General features: G+C 76.0%; 16 protein-coding genes and 1 pseudogene. 13 read left to right on the top strand and 4 right to left on the bottom strand.

Going from position 1 to position 15,556, the window contains the following annotated elements; all coding sequences use genetic code 11:
- Positions 1-794 precede the first annotated feature (794 nt).
- The 3 genes from D5H78_RS08215 to D5H78_RS08205 form a co-directional block, all read right to left on the bottom strand.
- On the bottom strand, positions 795-2,273 hold the full coding sequence (locus D5H78_RS08215) for an amino acid permease (protein WP_218566361.1): 1,479 nt from the start codon (positions 2,271-2,273) through the stop codon (positions 795-797).
- A 94-nt stretch (positions 2,274-2,367) separates the two neighbouring features.
- Complete coding sequence (locus D5H78_RS08210) at positions 2,368-3,888, bottom strand: MFS transporter (RefSeq protein ID WP_119949881.1); 1,521 nt, start codon at positions 3,886-3,888, stop codon at positions 2,368-2,370.
- Positions 3,875-4,531: a TetR/AcrR family transcriptional regulator gene (locus tag D5H78_RS08205; protein ID WP_218566360.1), complete on the bottom strand. Its 657-nt coding sequence runs from the start codon at positions 4,529-4,531 to the stop codon at positions 3,875-3,877. Before D5H78_RS08205 ends, D5H78_RS08210 begins: the two co-directional genes overlap by 14 nt.
- Positions 4,532-4,754: 223 nt before the next feature.
- Here D5H78_RS08205 and egtA point away from each other — a divergent pair, with 223 nt between their 5' ends.
- From egtA to D5H78_RS20535, 4 genes and pseudogenes are all read left to right on the top strand, one after another.
- Entirely contained in the window at positions 4,755-5,993 is a 1,239-nt protein-coding gene (gene egtA, locus D5H78_RS08200) for an ergothioneine biosynthesis glutamate--cysteine ligase EgtA (RefSeq protein WP_119949880.1), read from the top strand.
- Entirely contained in the window at positions 5,990-7,270 is a 1,281-nt protein-coding gene (egtB, locus tag D5H78_RS08195) for an ergothioneine biosynthesis protein EgtB (RefSeq protein WP_119949879.1), read from the top strand. Before egtA ends, egtB begins: the two co-directional genes overlap by 4 nt.
- Positions 7,270-7,971, top strand: a complete 702-nt coding sequence (gene egtC, locus D5H78_RS08190; protein WP_119949878.1) for an ergothioneine biosynthesis protein EgtC — start codon at positions 7,270-7,272, stop codon at positions 7,969-7,971. Before egtB ends, egtC begins: the two co-directional genes overlap by 1 nt.
- A gap of 134 nt (positions 7,972-8,105) precedes the next feature.
- Positions 8,106-8,564: pseudogene (locus tag D5H78_RS20535) on the top strand (L-histidine N(alpha)-methyltransferase); the annotation flags it as partial.
- Between the two features lie 6 nt (positions 8,565-8,570).
- Here the strand turns inward: D5H78_RS20535 and D5H78_RS08180 are convergent.
- Positions 8,571-9,839 (bottom strand): nicotinate phosphoribosyltransferase, encoded by a 1,269-nt coding sequence (locus tag D5H78_RS08180; RefSeq protein WP_218566380.1) that lies wholly within the window; start codon positions 9,837-9,839, stop codon positions 8,571-8,573.
- 68 nt (positions 9,840-9,907) lie between these two features.
- Between D5H78_RS08180 and clpS the strand changes: the two genes are divergently transcribed.
- The 9 genes from clpS to rdgB all read left to right on the top strand — a co-directional run bounded on the left by clpS (position 9,908) and on the right by rdgB (position 15,475).
- On the top strand, positions 9,908-10,219 hold the full coding sequence (gene clpS / locus D5H78_RS19975; RefSeq protein ID WP_245941618.1) for an ATP-dependent Clp protease adapter ClpS: 312 nt from the start codon (positions 9,908-9,910) through the stop codon (positions 10,217-10,219).
- Positions 10,220-10,759 carry a DUF2017 domain-containing protein gene (locus tag D5H78_RS08170; protein WP_119949876.1) on the top strand — a complete coding sequence of 180 codons (540 nt, stop codon included), beginning with the start codon at positions 10,220-10,222 and terminating at the stop codon, positions 10,757-10,759.
- A gap of 18 nt (positions 10,760-10,777) precedes the next feature.
- Positions 10,778-11,203 (top strand): M67 family metallopeptidase, encoded by a 426-nt coding sequence (locus D5H78_RS08165; RefSeq protein ID WP_119949875.1) that lies wholly within the window; start codon positions 10,778-10,780, stop codon positions 11,201-11,203.
- Positions 11,204-11,266: 63 nt separating this feature from the next.
- Positions 11,267-11,551: a MoaD/ThiS family protein gene (locus D5H78_RS08160; RefSeq protein WP_119949973.1), complete on the top strand. Its 285-nt coding sequence runs from the start codon at positions 11,267-11,269 to the stop codon at positions 11,549-11,551.
- Between the two features lie 3 nt (positions 11,552-11,554).
- Positions 11,555-12,502, top strand: a complete 948-nt coding sequence (locus D5H78_RS08155; protein ID WP_119949874.1) for a PLP-dependent cysteine synthase family protein — start codon at positions 11,555-11,557, stop codon at positions 12,500-12,502.
- Between the two features lie 79 nt (positions 12,503-12,581).
- Positions 12,582-13,388: a glutamate racemase gene (murI, locus tag D5H78_RS08150; protein ID WP_119949972.1), complete on the top strand. Its 807-nt coding sequence runs from the start codon at positions 12,582-12,584 to the stop codon at positions 13,386-13,388.
- Positions 13,385-14,131: an MBL fold metallo-hydrolase gene (locus D5H78_RS08145; protein WP_119949873.1), complete on the top strand. Its 747-nt coding sequence runs from the start codon at positions 13,385-13,387 to the stop codon at positions 14,129-14,131. The genes murI and D5H78_RS08145 overlap by 4 nt, the downstream gene beginning before the upstream one ends.
- A 22-nt stretch (positions 14,132-14,153) precedes the next feature.
- On the top strand, positions 14,154-14,873 hold the full coding sequence (gene rph / locus D5H78_RS08140) for a ribonuclease PH (protein WP_119949872.1): 720 nt from the start codon (positions 14,154-14,156) through the stop codon (positions 14,871-14,873).
- Positions 14,870-15,475 carry an RdgB/HAM1 family non-canonical purine NTP pyrophosphatase gene (rdgB, locus tag D5H78_RS08135; RefSeq protein ID WP_119949871.1) on the top strand — a complete coding sequence of 202 codons (606 nt, stop codon included), beginning with the start codon at positions 14,870-14,872 and terminating at the stop codon, positions 15,473-15,475. The genes rph and rdgB overlap by 4 nt, the downstream gene beginning before the upstream one ends.
- Positions 15,476-15,556 lie beyond the last annotated feature (81 nt).

Here is a 15,556-nt window from a genome sequence, read left to right as displayed (position 1 = left end):
TCACGGCACGACGTCAACCACCGGCCGGCTCCTGCGTCTGCTGCATCGACCGGGCTATGCCCTGCCGTCGGCAGCACCACGGGCGCATGATCGGCCCCGGGGTACTACATGATCACCGCCGGAGATCTGCATGATCAGCGCCGGTGAACTACATGATCAGCGCCGGGGGACTGCGTGATCGGCGCCGGGGGACTGCGTGATCGGCGCCGGGGGACTGCGTGATCGGCGCCGAAGAGCTGCGTAAGCCGGGCCCCTCAGCCTGGCCGCGATCATGCACCGCACTGGCCGCGATCATGCACTCGACCGGGAGCCCCAGGAGAGACCAGGCCGCTCCTGGGACCAGCGACCCCTCCCACCCCAGGGCCGCGCACCCGCACCGCCCAGCGCCCCGCGTTGCCGCGGCCCCCGGCCGTGCATGATCCCGGAACCTGATGCGGCTCGACCCCCCGCCGGGGAACCGCATGATCGCAGCGGTGAGGCAGCACGCTCTTGCAGGGTCACGCCGCCATGGCAGCCCCGTCACGGCAACTCGCACCGTCGCGTCGCACCCATGCTCCCGGCGGCTGCCCGGGATCGACGACGGGGGACTCGGGAGTCAGCGGGGGCGGCAGCGCGCTGGTCCTCGGGTCGGCCCCAGCTACCCCCGTGCGGCCGGTCGTGCCGGGCGAGGTCGAGGTCGAGCCGCCGGGCGGACGCGGTACGCCCGCTCCCGGCCCTTCCAGCACGGCGGGGCAGGTGCATGATCACGCCGGGCAGGTGCATGATCGCGGCCGGGGGGCAGGGGCGCCCGGGGCTCAGGGGGTGGGGGCGGCGGTGGCCTCGGCCTGGGCGAGGCGGGAGCGGGTGCGGCCGTACAGGACGTAGACCGCCAGGCCGAGGACGAGCCAGACGAGGAAGCGCAGCCAGGTGGCGACGGCGAGGTTCGTCATGAGCCAGACGCAGGCCAGGGCGGACACCGCCGGCAGCCAGGGGGAGAGCGGGACGCGGAACGAGCGGTGCAGGTCGGGGCGCGTACGGCGCAGGACGACGACGCCGACCGACACCAGCAGGAACGCGAAGAGCGTGCCGATGCTCACCATCTCGGCGAGGGCGCCGAGCGGGACGAAGCCGGCGAGCAGCGCCACGAAGCCGGTGATGCCGAGGGTGAGGGCGAACGGGGTGCCCCAGCGCGGGTGCACCGCCCCCACCGCACGCGGCAGGAGGCCGTCGCGCGACATGGCGAAGCCGATGCGGGCCATGGTGACGATGTCGACGAGGATCACCGAGGTGAGGCCCGCGACGGCCGCCACGGCGATGAGGTCCGCCGCCCAGCCGGCCCCGACCAGGCGGAACGCGTCGGCGAGGGGCGAGCCGGTGTCGAGGTCCGTGAAGGGGACCATGCCGGTGATGACGAGGGCGACGCCGACGTAGAGCAGCGTGCACAGGGCCAGGGTGCCGAGCAGGCCGCGCGGGAGGTCGCGCTGCGGGTCCTCGGTCTCCTCGGCCAGGCCCGACACCGCCTCGAAGCCGGTGTAGGCGAAGAAGACGACCGCGGCCGCGGCGAGGACCCCGCCGATGCCGAAGGCCACCGGGTCGATGCCGAGCACCGCCTGCACCAGCGGGCGGTCCAGGCCCGACGCCGCCTCCGCCGGCCGGCTCTCCGGCACGAAGGGGGTGAGGTTGGACGCCTTGACGTACAGCGCGCCGAGCACGATGACGAAGACGCACACCGCGACCTTCACGACGACGAGCAGCGACGTGAGCCGCGCGCTCTCGCGGATGCCCACGGCGGCGACGACCCCGAGCGCGAGCACCACGACGATGGCGCCGACGTTCACCGGCGCCTCCTCGGTGAACAGCTCGGGGGGCAGGTCGAACAGCCCGGCGAGGTACGAGGACCACCCGCGGGCCACGACGGCCGCGCCGAGCGCGAACTCCAGCACCAGGTCCCACCCGATGATCCAGGCGACGAGCTCGCCCAGGGTGGCGTAGCTGTAGGTGTAGGCGCTGCCCGCGGCGGGGACCGTCGAGGCCAGCTCCGCGTAGCAGAGGGCGGCGAGCGCGCTCACCAGCCCCGCGACGAGGAAGCTCACCACGACGGCCGGCCCGGCGTTGGTCGCCGCCTGCTGCCCGGTGAGGGTGAAGATGCCCGTGCCGATGACGATGCCGACGCCGAACGCCATGAGGTGCCGCGCCTTGAGGGTGCGGTGCAGCCGGCGGCCCGGCTCGTCGGTGTCGCGGAGCGTCTGCTCGACGCTCTTGGTCCGGAAGACGCCCCTGCTGCGCGCTGTCACGGACGCCCCTGTGCCCAGGAGCCCGGCCCCCATGCGGGGACCGGGCTCCTGGTGGCGCGGCCCGCGCGGCCGGCGCGCGGGCGAGGGGGCTGGGTCAGCCCACGTGGACCGGCGTACCGCCCTCGGGGGCGACCTCCTGGCGGCGGGCGTTGACCGCGGCCAGGGTGAGCAGCAGCGCGACGACGACCATCGCCGAGCCGACGAGGAACGCGCGGGTGTAGCCATCGGTGAGGGCGTCCGCGGCCCGGCCGACGAGGGCCAGGTCCTGGGTGGCCAGGCCCTGGAAGAACGCGACGTCGGCCTGCGGCAGCAGCGCGTCGGACCGGGAGGTCGCGACGGTCGCCAGGACCGCGAGGCCCAGCGACCCGCCGACCTGCTGCGCGGTGTTGAGCAGCGCCGAGGCGATGCCGGAGTCCTCGCGCGCCACGCCCGAGACCGCGGTCAGCGTCAGCGGCACGAAGGTCAGGCCCATGCCGACCGAGGTGACGAGCAGCGACGGCAGGAGGCCCCCGACGTACGAGGAGTCCGGCTCGAGCCCGGTGTAGAGGAACAGCCCGACCGCGGCCAGCGCGAGGCCGGTGCCGGCGAGCACCCGCGGGGCGACCCGCGTCGCGAGCTGCGAGGCGAGCCCCGCGCCCACGACGATGCCGACGGTGAAAGGCAGGAACGCCAGGCCGGCCTCGATGGGGTCGTACCCGAGGATCTGCTGCAGGTAGAGGGAGATGAAGTAGAACGAGGAGAACAGCGCGCCGCCGACGAGGAGCATGACGCCGTAGGAGCCGGAGCGGTTCCGGTTGCGGAAGAGGCGCAGCGGCATGAGGGCGTGCGGGCTACGCGCCTCGATGACGACGAACGCCGCGAGCACGAGCGCGCTGGCGGCGAACAGCGCGAGCGTGGTGCCGTCGCCCCAGCCCTCCTCGGCGGCCCGGGTGATGCCGTACACGAGGGCGGTGAGGCCCAGGGTGCCGGTGACGGCGCCGGGGAGGTCGATCCGCCCGGTCTCGCGCTCGGACTCGACGAGCACGCGCGGCGCCACGAAGGCGACGGCCAGGCCGATCGGCACGTTGACCCAGAGCGTCCAGCGCCAGTCGAGGTAGTCGGTGAGCAGCCCGCCGGCGATGAGGCCGACGGCGGCGCCCGCGCCGGACATGGCGGCGTACACGGCCATGGCCCTGTTGCGCGGCGCGCCCTCCGGGAACGTCGTGGTGATCAGGGACAGCGCCGTCGGCGAGGCGATCGCCGCGCCCGCGCCCTGGAGCACGCGGGCCGCGATGAGCGAGGCCTCGCCCTGCGCGAAGCCGCCGAGCAGCGAGGCGACGGTGAACAGCAGGATGCCGGCGACGAAGACGCGGCGGCGCCCGAACAGGTCGCCGGCGCGCCCGCCGAGCAGCAGCAGCCCGCCGAAGGCGAGCGTGTAGCCGTTGACGACCCAGGCGAGGTTCGCCCCGCTGAAGTCGAGCGCGGTCTGGATGCTGGGCAGCGCGATGTTCACGATGCTCGCGTCGAGCACGATCATGAGCTGCGCCATGGCGATGACGAAGAGCGCGACGCCGAGGCGCGCGGGGGCCTGCGCCGGGACGTCGGCCCCCGGCGCGGGCGGACTACTGGTGGACATGGGTCTCCTCGTGCGGGGTGGTGTCGTCGTGGGCCGGGCCCCCGCACGCGGGGGCGGGGCCGTGCAGGGCGGCGGGCAGGACGACGTTGTCGATGACCCGCAGGACGTACGCCTGGTCGGCGGGCGTCGGACCGGTGAGGCTGGCGAACAGGACGTGGCCGGGGATGGTCGTGGCGAGCAGCCCGACGTCGGCGCCCGGGTGGGCCTCCCCGCGGGCGACGGCCCGCTCGAAGGCGCCGCGCAGCTGCGCGTCGCGCGCCGCCACGAGCCGGGCCCGGAAGACGGTGGCCAGCTCCTCGTCCCGGTGCAGGGCGGTGAGCAGGCCGAGGAAGATCGAGCGCGTGCGCGGGTCGCTGAGCTTGGACGACCCGCAGCACAGGGCCTGCAGGTCGCCGCGCAGCGAGCCGGTGTCGACGGGCTCGTCGGGCGGTCCCGCCTCCTCGTGCCACAGGATCATGGCGTCGACGACGAGGTCGGCCTTGGACGCCCAGCGGCGGTAGAGCGTCGCCTTGCCCGCGCGGGCCCGCGCGGCGACGGCGTCCATCGTCAGCTTGTCGTAGCCGACCTCCTGCAGCAGCGCCAGGGTGGTGCGCAGGATCTCGGGGTCGCGCGAGGCGTCGCGCTGGCGTCCCGGCGGTGTCACGTGCCGGTCACCTCCCCTCCTCCTGGACGAAACGGAACGGTCTCGTTCCGCATCGGGCCCACCGTACGACCGCCGGCGCCCCGGGCGCCAGCGGTTTGCGCGGTGGTTGCGCGAGGCGTGCGTCACGGCGCAGGATCGCCCGTGAGGCGGTCCGCCAGGACCGCCCCCGCACCGACCCGCGGCGACCGGTCCCGGCCGCCGGCCCGGACCTGGAGGGGGCGGAGTGGCCGCAGCCGCGCAGGGCACCGCCGCGCTCGACCTCGCGCGGGCGCGCGAGCGCGTCGCCGCGGTGGCGCTGCGCCCGACCACCACCCGCCGGGTCGGCCTCGAGCTCGAGCAGCACCTCGTCGACCTCGCCGCGCCGGCCCGACCCGTCGCCTGGGACCGGCTGCTGGCCGCCGTCGCCGCGCTCCCGCCGATGCCGGGGGGCAGCGCCGTCTCGCTCGAGCCGGGCGGGCAGGTCGAGCTGTCGACCCCGCCGTACGACGACGTCGCCGCCGCCGTGTCGGCCCTGCGGCGGGACGACGACGCGCTGCGCGCGGGGCTGCGCGGGCAGGGCCTGGGCCTGGCGAGCCTCGGCGCCGACCCGGCCAGGCCGCCGCGGCGGTGCAACCCGGCGCCGCGGTACGCCGCGATGGAGCGGCACTGGGCCGCGCGCGGCTGCGGCCCGGAGGGCGCGCGGATGATGTGCGGCACCGCGTCGCTGCAGCTCAACCTCGACGCCGGCCCCGCCGCGGGCTGGGCGGACCGGGTCGCGCTGGCGCACCTCGTCGGTCCCGTGCTCGTGGCGGTCTCGGCGTGCTCCCCGGTGGAGGACGGGCGGGCCACCGGCTGGCGCTCGACCCGCCAGCGCACCTGGGGCCGGCTCGACCAGGCGCGCTGCGGGCCGATCCTCGCCGGGCGCGACCCGGTGCGCGAGTGGGCCGAGTACGCCCTGCTCGCCCCCGTCATGCTCGTGCGCGGCGACGGGGGCGCCGCACCCGTGACGAGCGGGGCCACCTTCGCGGACTGGCTCGACGGCGACCCGCGGTGCGGGCGGCCCGTGCGCGCGGACGACCTCGACTACCACCTGACCACCCTCTTCCCCCCGGTCCGGCTCAAGGGGTTCCTCGAGCTGCGCTACCTCGACGCCGCGCCGGTCCGGTGGTGGCCGGCGCTGGCGGCGCTCGGCGCGCTGCTGCTCGACGACCCGTGCGCGGCCGGCGAGGCCGCTGCGGCGTGCGCGCCGGTGGCCGGGGCGTGGACGACCGCGGCCCGGCGCGGGCTCGCCGACCCCGGGCTGCACCGGGCGGCCCGTACGTGCCTGGCCGCCGCGGTGCGCGCGGCGCCGCCGGCGCTGCGCGAGGACCTGGAGGACCTGGCGGAGCTGGTGGAGGCCGGGCGCTGCCCCGGCGACGCGGTGCAGGAGCGGGTGCGGCGCGACGGCCCGCTCGCGGTGCTGGAGGAGGAGGCGCGGGGATGACGGCGGTGGACCACGTCGGCGGGACGGCGGAGCAGGTGGCGCGCGCGCTCGAGGCGGCGCGGGGGCGGACGCTGGCGGTCACCGACCTCGACGAGCCGGAGCTGCTCGCCCAGCACAGCCCGCTCATGAGCCCCTTCGTCTGGGACCTGGCGCACATCGGCCAGCAGGAGGACCTCTGGCTGCTGCGCGGCGGTGACGGCCGGCGCCAGGGTCTCGTCCCGGCGACGGTCGAGCGGCTGTACGACGCCTTCGAGCACCCGCGCGCCGTGCGGCCGTCGCTGCCGCTGCTCCCGCCGCGGGAGGCGCGGGCGTACCTCGGGGAGGTGCGGCACCGGGTGCTCGACGCGCTGGACGGCGCGCGCGACCTCTTCCCGCACGCGATGGTGCTCCAGCACGAGGAGCAGCACGTCGAGACGATGCTCGCGACCCACCAGCTGCGCCGGGGGCTGCCCGTGCTCGCCGGGACCGCCCTGCCGGCGGGGCGGCCCGTGGACCGCGGGCCCGTCCTCGTGCCGGCCGGGCCGTTCGTCCTCGGCGTGGACGCGCGGGACGAGCCGTGGTCGCTCGACAACGAGCGCGGCGCCCACGTCGTCGACCTGCCCGCCTTCCGCATCGGGAGGGTCCCGGTCACCAACGGGGAGTGGCGCGCGTTCGTCGAGGACGGCGGGTACGCCGAGCCGCGCTGGTGGTCCGCCCGCGGGTGGGAGCACCGGTGCTCCGCCGGGCTCGAGCGCCCGGGGTCCTGGGACGAGGGCGGTGCCCGGCGCCGGTTCGGCGTCGTCGAGGAGGTGCCGGACGACGAACCGGTGCAGCACGTGACGTTCTTCGAGGCCGAGGCGTACGCCGCGTGGGCCGGCGCCCGGCTGCCGACCGAGCAGGAGTGGGAGAAGGCCTGCGCGTGGGACCCGGCGCTGGGGCGCCGCCGCCGCTGGCCCTGGGGCGACGCGCCGTGGGACCCGACCCGGGCCAACCTCGGGCAGACCGCGCTGCGCCCCGCGCCGGTCGGGGCCTACCCGGCGGGGGCGTCGGCGTACGGGGTCGAGCAGATGGTCGGCGACGTGTGGGAGTGGACGTCCTCGGGCTTCGAGCCGTGGCCCGGCTTCGCCCCGATGCTCTACGCCGACTACAGCGCCCCCTTCTTCGGCGGGGACTACCGGGTGCTGCGCGGCGGGTCGTGGGCGACCGCCCCGGCGTCGGTGCGCCCGAGCTTCCGCAACTGGGACCACCCGGTGCGCCGGCAGGTCTTCACCGGCGTGCGGCTGGCGTGGGACGCCTGATGTGCCGCCACCTCGCCTGGCTGGGGCGCCCGCGCAGCATCGCCTCGCTCGTGCTGGAGCGCCCGCACGGGCTGCTGCAGCAGTCGTACGCGCCGCGCCGCCAGCGGCGCGGCACGGTCAACGCCGACGGCTGGGGCGTCGGCTTCTTCGCGCCGGGAAGCGCTGTCCCGCGCCGCTGGCGGTCGGCGGGCCCCCTGTGGTCGGACGCGTCGTTCGCCTCGGTGGCGCCGGTGCTGGACAGCGGTTGCGCGATCGCGGCCGTCCGCTCGGCGACCGTCGGGATGCCGGTCGAGGCGAGCGCCGCGGCCCCCTTCCTCGCCGACGGCTGGCTCGTGTCGCACAACGGCGTCGTCGACCGGACGCTGCTCGACGTCCCGGCCGCGACGGCGGAGTCGGCGTGCGACTCCGCCCTGCTCGCGGCCCTGCTCGCCCGGCGCGGGCCGCAGCGGCTCGGCGAGGTGGTCGCCGAGGTCGGTGGCCGCGACCCCGCGGCGCGGCTCAACGTCCTGGCGACCGACGGCCGGCGCGTGCTGGCCACGACGTGGGGGGACACCCTGAGCCTGCTGCGCCTCGAGGACGGCCTCGTGCTCGCCAGCGAGCCCTGGGACGACGACCCGCGCTGGGAGGACGTACCGGACCGGCACCTCGTCGAGGCGACGCCCGACGGGCTCGCGGTCACGCAACTGGCGGCGGCGCCGTGAGCGCCGTCGTCCTCGACACCCGCCTGGACCCGGCGGCGAGGCGCGAGGCGCTGCGCGCCGACGTGCGGCGCGGGCTCACGGCCACCCCGAAGGCGCTGCCGGCGACGTGGTCCTACGACGCCCGGGGCAGCGAGCCCAGGGCCCGCTTCCTCGCGGGGCTCGCCGCGACCCTGCGCCCCGGCGACGCCCTGCTGCTCGGCACCGACCTCGTCGAGGACGTGGCGCGGCTCGAGGCGGCGTACGACGACGCGCGCGGCGTGACCGCGGCGTTCCACAAGAACGTCCTCGCCGTCATCGACCGGGAGCTCGACGCCGACCTCGACCCCGACGCGTTCGACCACGTCGCCCGGTGGGTGCCCGAGCACGAGCGCACCGAGATGCTGCTGCGCTCGCGGCGCGCCCAGCGCGCACACGTGCGCGCGCTGGGCCTGGAGGTCGACCTCGCCGAGGGGGAGGAGATCCGTACCGAGGTGTCCTCGAAGTTCCGCCGGGGCGGGGTCGAGGGCGAGCTGGCCGCCGCGGGGCTGCGGGTGCGGCACCGGTGGGAGGACCCCGCCGGGGACGTCGGGGTGTCGCTGTCGGTGCCCGGCTGAGGGCGCTCAGCCCTCCGGCAGCGGCTGGTCCGGGCTGCTGAGCGTCGGCAGGGCCGCGTCGCCCTCGGACAGCTGCTTCGCCTCGCGGGGCAGCTCGCCCAGCGACCGCCGGTGCACCGCGCGGGCGGCCTCGAGGTCCTCGCGGGCCAGCACCTCGCCGCCGCGGACGAGGGGCACCAGCAGGTCGCGCACCCCGTCGCCGGCCACCGCCGACGGGGTGACGAGCTCGGCCACGGCGGTGCCGGCGGCGTCGTACCGGCGCGCGGCGTGCTTGCGCCCGCCCACCGACGGCTTGCCCGCGGACCGCTTGGCGACCGGCACGAGCGGCGCGGCCGGGTCGTCCGAGGTGGCGCGCGCCACGAGCTTGTAGACCATGCCGGCCGTCGGGGCGCCGGAGCCGGTGACCAGGCGGGTGCCGACGCCGTACCCGTCGACGGGCGCGGCCGCGAGCGCGGCGATGGCGTACTCGTCGAGGTCGCTCGTGACGACGATGCGGGTGCCGGTCGCGCCGAGCCGGTCGAGCTCGGCGCGCACCTCGTGGGCGAGGATCGCGAGGTCGCCGGAGTCCAGGCGGACCGCGCCGAGCCCCGGGCCCGCGACCTCCACGGCGGTGCGGACGCCCCGGAGGGTGTCGTACGTGTCGACGAGCAGGGTGGTGCCCGTGCCGAGCGCGGCCACCTGGGCGGCGAAGGCCTCGCGCTCGGTGTCGTGCAGCAGCGTGAAGGCGTGCGCGCTGGTGCCCGTCGTCGGGATGCCGTGCCGGCGCCCCGCCTCGAGGTTGCTCGTGGCCGCGAAGCCCACGACGTACGCCGCCCGCGCCGCCGCCACCGCGGCCTCCTCGTGAGTGCGGCGCGAGCCCATCTCGATGCACGGGCGCCCGCTCGACGCGCACGTCATGCGGCTGGCCGCCGAGGCCACGGCGCTGTCGTGGTTGAGGACGCTGAGCACGAGCGTCTCCAGCAGCACGGCCTCGGCGAAGGGCGCCTCGACGACGAGCACCGGCGAGCCCGGGAAGAAGCACTCGCCCTCGGCGTAGCCCCAGACATCGCCGGAGAACCGGTAGTCGGCGAGCCAGTCGCGGGTCTCGCGGTCGATGCCCGCGCGCTCGAGCTGGGCCAGCTCGTCGGGGCCGAACCGGAAGCGCGCGACCGCCTCGAGGAGGCGGCCCGTCCCCGCGACGACGCCGTAGCGGCGGCCCGGCGGCAGGCGGCGGGCGAAGACCTCGAAGACCGAGCGCCGGTGCGCCGTGCCCGCGCGCAGCGCCGCCTGGAGCATGGTCAGCTCGTAGTGGTCGGTGAGCAGGGCGGGGGAGGCCGTCACGGGGCCAGCCTAGAGTTGGGGCCGTGACCGCCCCCGCCGTGCTCGCCTCCACCGCCCCGGTGGAGCTCGACGAGCCCGTCGCGGAGGGCGTCGTCGCCCCCGACCACCCCTGGGTGTGCATCGTCTGGAACGACCCGGTGAACCTCATGAGCTACGTGAGCTGGGTCTTCCGGACCCACTTCGGCTACAGCCGGGAGAAGGCCGACGAGCTCATGCTCGACGTGCACCAGGAGGGCCGCGCCGTGGTGTCCAGCGGCACCCGCGAGGAGATGGAGCGCGACGTGGAGGCCATGCACGGCTACGGGCTGTGGGCGACCCTGCAGAAGGACGACTGAGTGGGCGGCAGGTTCCGCGCCTCGCGCGGCGGCGTCAGCGTGTCCTTCACCGAGGTCGAGGTCACGGTCCTGCGCCAGCTGCTCGGCGAGCTGCTCGAGCTCCTGGCCACGCGCGACGACGGCGAAGCCGCCGACCCGCTGGCGGCCATGGTCGGCATCGGCACCGAGACCCGGCGCCCGGAGGACCCGGCGCTGGCCCGGCTGTTCCCCGACGCCTACCGCGACGACCCCGACGCCGCGTCGGACTTCCGCCGCTACACCGAGGCCTCGCTGCGCGAGCGCAAGACCGCGGCGGCCCGCACCGCGCTGGCGACCCTGGACGACGGCCCCGGCCGGCGCACCCTCGACCGCGGGGCGGCCGTCGCCTGGCTCGGCACGCTCAACGACCTGCGCCTGGCCATGGGCGAGCGCCTGCACATCACCGAGGACTGGGAGGCGGACCTGGCCGACCTCGCCGAGGACGACCCGCGGGCGTACGCCGTCGCGGTCTACGACCTGCTGACCATGATGCAGGACTCCCTCGTCCACGCCCTGGACTAGACCGCCTACCCTCGCCCCGTGCTGACCATCGACCGGGCGACGTACGACGCGATCTGGGCGCACGCGCGCGCCGACCACCCCGACGAGGCCTGCGGGGTCGTCGCGGGCCCCGCGGGCTCGGACCGGCCGGCCCGCTTCGTCCCGATGGCCAACGCGGCCCGCTCGCCCACGTTCTACGAGTTCGACTCGATGGACCTGCTGCGCCTCTACCGCGCGATGGACGCCAACGACGAGGAGCCGGTCGTCGTCTACCACTCGCACACCGCGACCGAGGCGTACCCGTCGCGCACCGACGTCTCGTACGCCTCCGAGCCGGGCGCCCACTACGTCCTCGTCTCGACCCGCGACCCCGCCGTGGAGGAGTTCCGCTCCTTCCGCATCGTCGACGGCGAGGTCACGGAGGAGCCCGTGCGGGTCGTCGAGGCCTACGGCGCGGTGGAATAGCGGACGGGACGGGCCCGGTTGGCCCCCCTGGACGACCCGTACGAGCACCTGGAGCAGCGGCCGATGGCCATCGACGTCAGCATCCCGACGATCCTGCGCACCTACACCGACGGCGCGAAGGCCGTGGCCGTCGAGGCCGACGGCGGGTCGAGCACGCTCGACGACGTCTTCGCCGTGCTCGACGCGCAGCACCCCGGCATCCGCGGGCGCCTCGTGGAGGACGGCAAGCTGCGCCGCTTCGTCAACGTCTACCTCAACGACGAGGACGTCCGGTTCCTCGGCGGGCTCGAGACCCCGGTCGCCGACGGCGACAACGTGACGGTCCTGCCCGCCGTCGCCGGCGGCTGAGCCGTGCGGTTCGACTCGCTCCTGGACTCCCTCGGCGGCACGCCGCTCGTCGGGCTGCCCCGCCTCTCGCCCTCGCCCGAGGTGCGCCTCTGGGCCAAGCTCGAGGACCGCAACCCGACGGGCTCGGTCAAGGACCGGCCCGCGCTGCGCATGGTGCAGGAGGCGGAGCGGTCGGGCCTGCTGCGGCCGGGGGCGACGATCCTCGAGCCGACCTCGGGCAACACCGGCATCGCGCTGGCCATGGTGGCCAAGCTGCGCGGCTACTCGTGCGTCATGGTGATGCCGGAGAACACCTCGGTCGAGCGGCGCCAGCTGCTCGAGATGTGGGGCGCGCGGATCGTCCCGTCGCCGGCGGCCGGCGGGTCCAACGAGGCGGTGCGGGTCGCCAAGCGCCTGGCGCAGGAGAACCCCGACTGGGTGATGCTCTACCAGTACGGCAACCCGGCGAACGCGCTCGCGCACTACGAGACCACCGGGCCGGAGATCCTCGCGGACCTGCCGACGATCACGCACTTCGTCGCGGGCCTCGGCACCACCGGCACGCTCATGGGCGTCGGGCGGTACCTGCGCGAGAAGGTCCCGGGCATCCGGGTCGTCGCGGCCGAGCCGCGCTACGGCGAGCTGGTCTACGGCCTGCGCAACATCGACGAGGGCTTCGTCCCCGAGCTGTACGACGCCTCGGTGCTCACCACCCGCTTCTCCGTCGGCCCGCGCGAGGCCGTGCGCCGCACCCGCGAGCTGCTGGAGCAGGAGGGCGTGTTCGCCGGCATCTCCACCGGCGCGATCCTGCACGCGGCCCTCGGCGTCGCCGCGAAGGCCGTCAAGGCGGGGGAGCGCGCCGACATCGCGTTCGTCGTCTGCGACGCCGGGTGGAAGTACCTCTCGACGGGGGCGTACGCCGGCACGCTCGAGGAGGCCGAGGAGGCGCTCGAGGGGAGCCTCTGGGCCTAGCCCGCGGGGGCGGGGCGTGGCGGACGACACGCTCCCGGACCGGCGACGGGCCGCGGCGCGGCGCCTACCCTCGGTCCTCGTGGCGGACGCACCCATCGGCATCTTCGACTCCGGGGTCGGCGGGCTCACCGTGGCGCGCGCGGTCCTGGACCAGCTGCCCCACGAGCAGGTGCACTACGTCGCCGACACGGCCCACCAGCCGTACGGGCCCAAGCCCATCGCGCAGGTGCGGGCGTACGCGCTGGACGTCATGGACCACCTCGTGCACGACGGCGGGGTCAAGGCGCTCGTCATCGCCTGCAACAGCGCGTCCGCCGCGGTGCTGCGCGACGCCCGGGAGCGCTACGACGTGCCGGTCGTCGAGGTCGTCCTGCCCGCCGTCCGCACCGCCGCCGCCGCCACCCGCTCGGGGCGGGTCGGGGTCATCTGCACGCAGGCCACGCGCACGAGCCGGGCGTACGACGACGCCATGGCCGGCAACGTCGGCATCACCCTGACCACGCAGGCGTGCCCGCGCTTCGTCGAGTTCGTCGAGCAGGGCGTGACGAGCGGCCCGGAGCTGCTGCGCGTCGCGCACGAGTACCTCGACCCGGTCGCCGCCGCGGGCGTCGACACGCTGATCCTCGGCTGCACGCACTACCCGCTGCTCACCGGCGTCATCTCGTACGTCATGGGCAGCGGCGTCACGCTCGTCAGCAGCGCCGAGGAGACGGCGAAGGACGTCTACAAGGTGCTCGTCGAGGGCGACCTGCTGCGCGACCCGGCGCTGCCGCCGCCGGTGCACACGTTCACCGCGACCGGCGACGTCCGGCTCTTCACCGAGCTCGGCCAGCGCTTCCTCGGCCCGGAGATCGGGCTCGGCGCCGCCGCCGGGGCCCTCGCGTGAGGCTCACGGTCGTCGGGTGCAGCGGGTCGTTCCCCGGCCCCGACGGGCCCGCCTCCTGCTACCTCGTCGAGGCCGACGGGTTCCGCGTGCTGCTCGACCTCGGCAACGGCGCGCTCGGCGCCCTGCAGCGGTACCTGCCCCTCGACGACGTCGACGCGGTCCTGCTGTCCCACCTGCACGCCGACCACTGCCTGGACCTCTGCCCGTTCTACGTGGCGCGCAGGTACCACCCGGACGGGCCGCGCCGGCGCATCCCCGTCCTCGCGCCGGCCGGGGCCGCGGACCGGATGGCGCGGGCGTACGACCTCGAGCCGCAGCCGGGCATGCACGGCGAGTTCGACTTCCAGGACTGGCAGGAGGGCAGCCGCGCGCTCGGGCCGTTCGCCGTCACGGTCGCGCGGGTCAACCACCCCGTCGAGGCGTACGGGATCCGCCTCGAGCACGCCGGCCGGTCGCTGACGTACTCGGGGGACAGCGACGACTGCCACGCGCTGTCCGCGCTCGCCGACCGGACCGACCTCTTCCTCTGCGAGGCCGCCTTCCACGAGGGCCGCGACGCGGTGCCGGACCTGCACCTCACGGGCCGGCGGGCCGCGCAGGTCGCCGCCCGCGCGGGCGTCGGGCGGCTCGTGCTCACCCACATCCCGCCGTGGAACGACCGGATGCGCACCCTCGCCGAGACCGACGGCGTGTACGACGGCCCGGTCGAGCTCGCGCAGCCGGGCGCGTCGTACGAGGTCTGAGGGCGCCTCTAGGGTCGGTCGCATGACCCGACCCGACGGCCGCGCCCCCGACCAGCTCCGCCCCGTGAGGTTCACCCGGGGGTGGCTCGACCACGCCGAGGGCTCCGTGCTCGTGGAGTACGGGCGCACCCGCGTGCTGTGCGCCGCGAGCGTGACCGAGGGCGTGCCGCGGTGGCGCAAGGGCTCCGGGCTCGGCTGGGTGACGGCGGAGTACGCGATGCTGCCGCGCGCGACGAACACGCGCGGCGACCGCGAGTCGGTGAAGGGCCGCGTCGGCGGGCGCACGCACGAGATCTCGCGGCTGGTCGGGCGCTCGCTGCGCGCCGTCGTGGACTACCGGGCGCTGGGCGAGAACACCATCGTCCTCGACTGCGACGTGCTGCAGGCCGACGGGGGGACGCGCACCGCCGCCATCACCGGGGCGTACGTCGCCCTCGCCGACGCCGTCGCCTGGCTCGGCGCGCGCACGAAGCTGCCGGGGCAGCCGCTGACCGGGTCGGTGGCGGCGGTGAGCGTCGGCATCGTCGACGGCGAGGCGCGCCTGGACCTGCCGTACGAGGAGGACGTGCGGGCCGAGACCGACATGAACGTCGTCATGACCGGCGACGGGCGGTTCGTCGAGGTGCAGGGCACCGCGGAGGGGGCGCCGTTCGACCGCGCAGAGCTCGACGTGCTGCTGGGCCTGGCCGAGGGCGGGTGCGCCGAGCTCGCGCGCCTGCAGCGGGAGGCGCTGGCCTCGTGACTCGGCTCGTGCTCGCCACCCGCAACGCCCACAAGGTCGAGGAGCTGCGCCGCATCCTCGGCGCGGCCGGGCTCGACGTGGAGCTCGTCAGCGCGCTGGACTTCCCGGACGTGCCCGACGTCGCCGAGATCGGCGCCACCTTCGCCGAGAACGCGCTGCTCAAGGCCCGCGCCCTCGTCGGGGCCACCGGGCTGCCGGCCGTCGCCGACGACTCCGGCATCGCCGTCGACGCGCTCAACGGCATGCCCGGCATCTTCTCCGCCCGCTGGGCGGGGCGGCACGGCGACGACGCGGCCAACCTCGCGCTGCTGCTCGCCCAGACGGCCGACGTGCCGGACGAGCGCCGGGGCGCGGCCTTCGTCTGCGCGGCCGCGCTCGTCACGCCGGCGGGCGAGGAGCGCGTCGTGGAGGGCGTGCTGCGCGGCACCCTCGCCCGGGAGGGGCGCGGGGCCGGCGGCTTCGGCTACGACCCGGCGTTCGTCCCCGAGGGCGAGGTGCGCACCACCGCCGAGCTCGACCCGGCGGAGAAGGACGCGATGAGCCACCGCGGGCGCGCGTTCCGCGGGCTCGCGCCGCACGTCGCGGCGGTGCTGGCGGGCTGAGCGGGCCCTGGGGATCCGCAGAAGGCGCCCTTCTCGCGCTAGAGGCGCGAGGAGGGCGCCTTCTGCGGATCCCCCGGAGGC

Origin of the sequence: Vallicoccus soli (genome assembly GCF_003594885.1) — a bacterium.
GTDB lineage: Bacteria > Actinomycetota > Actinomycetes > Motilibacterales > Motilibacteraceae > Vallicoccus > Vallicoccus soli.
This window is presented reverse-complemented; position numbering and strand designations above follow the sequence as displayed.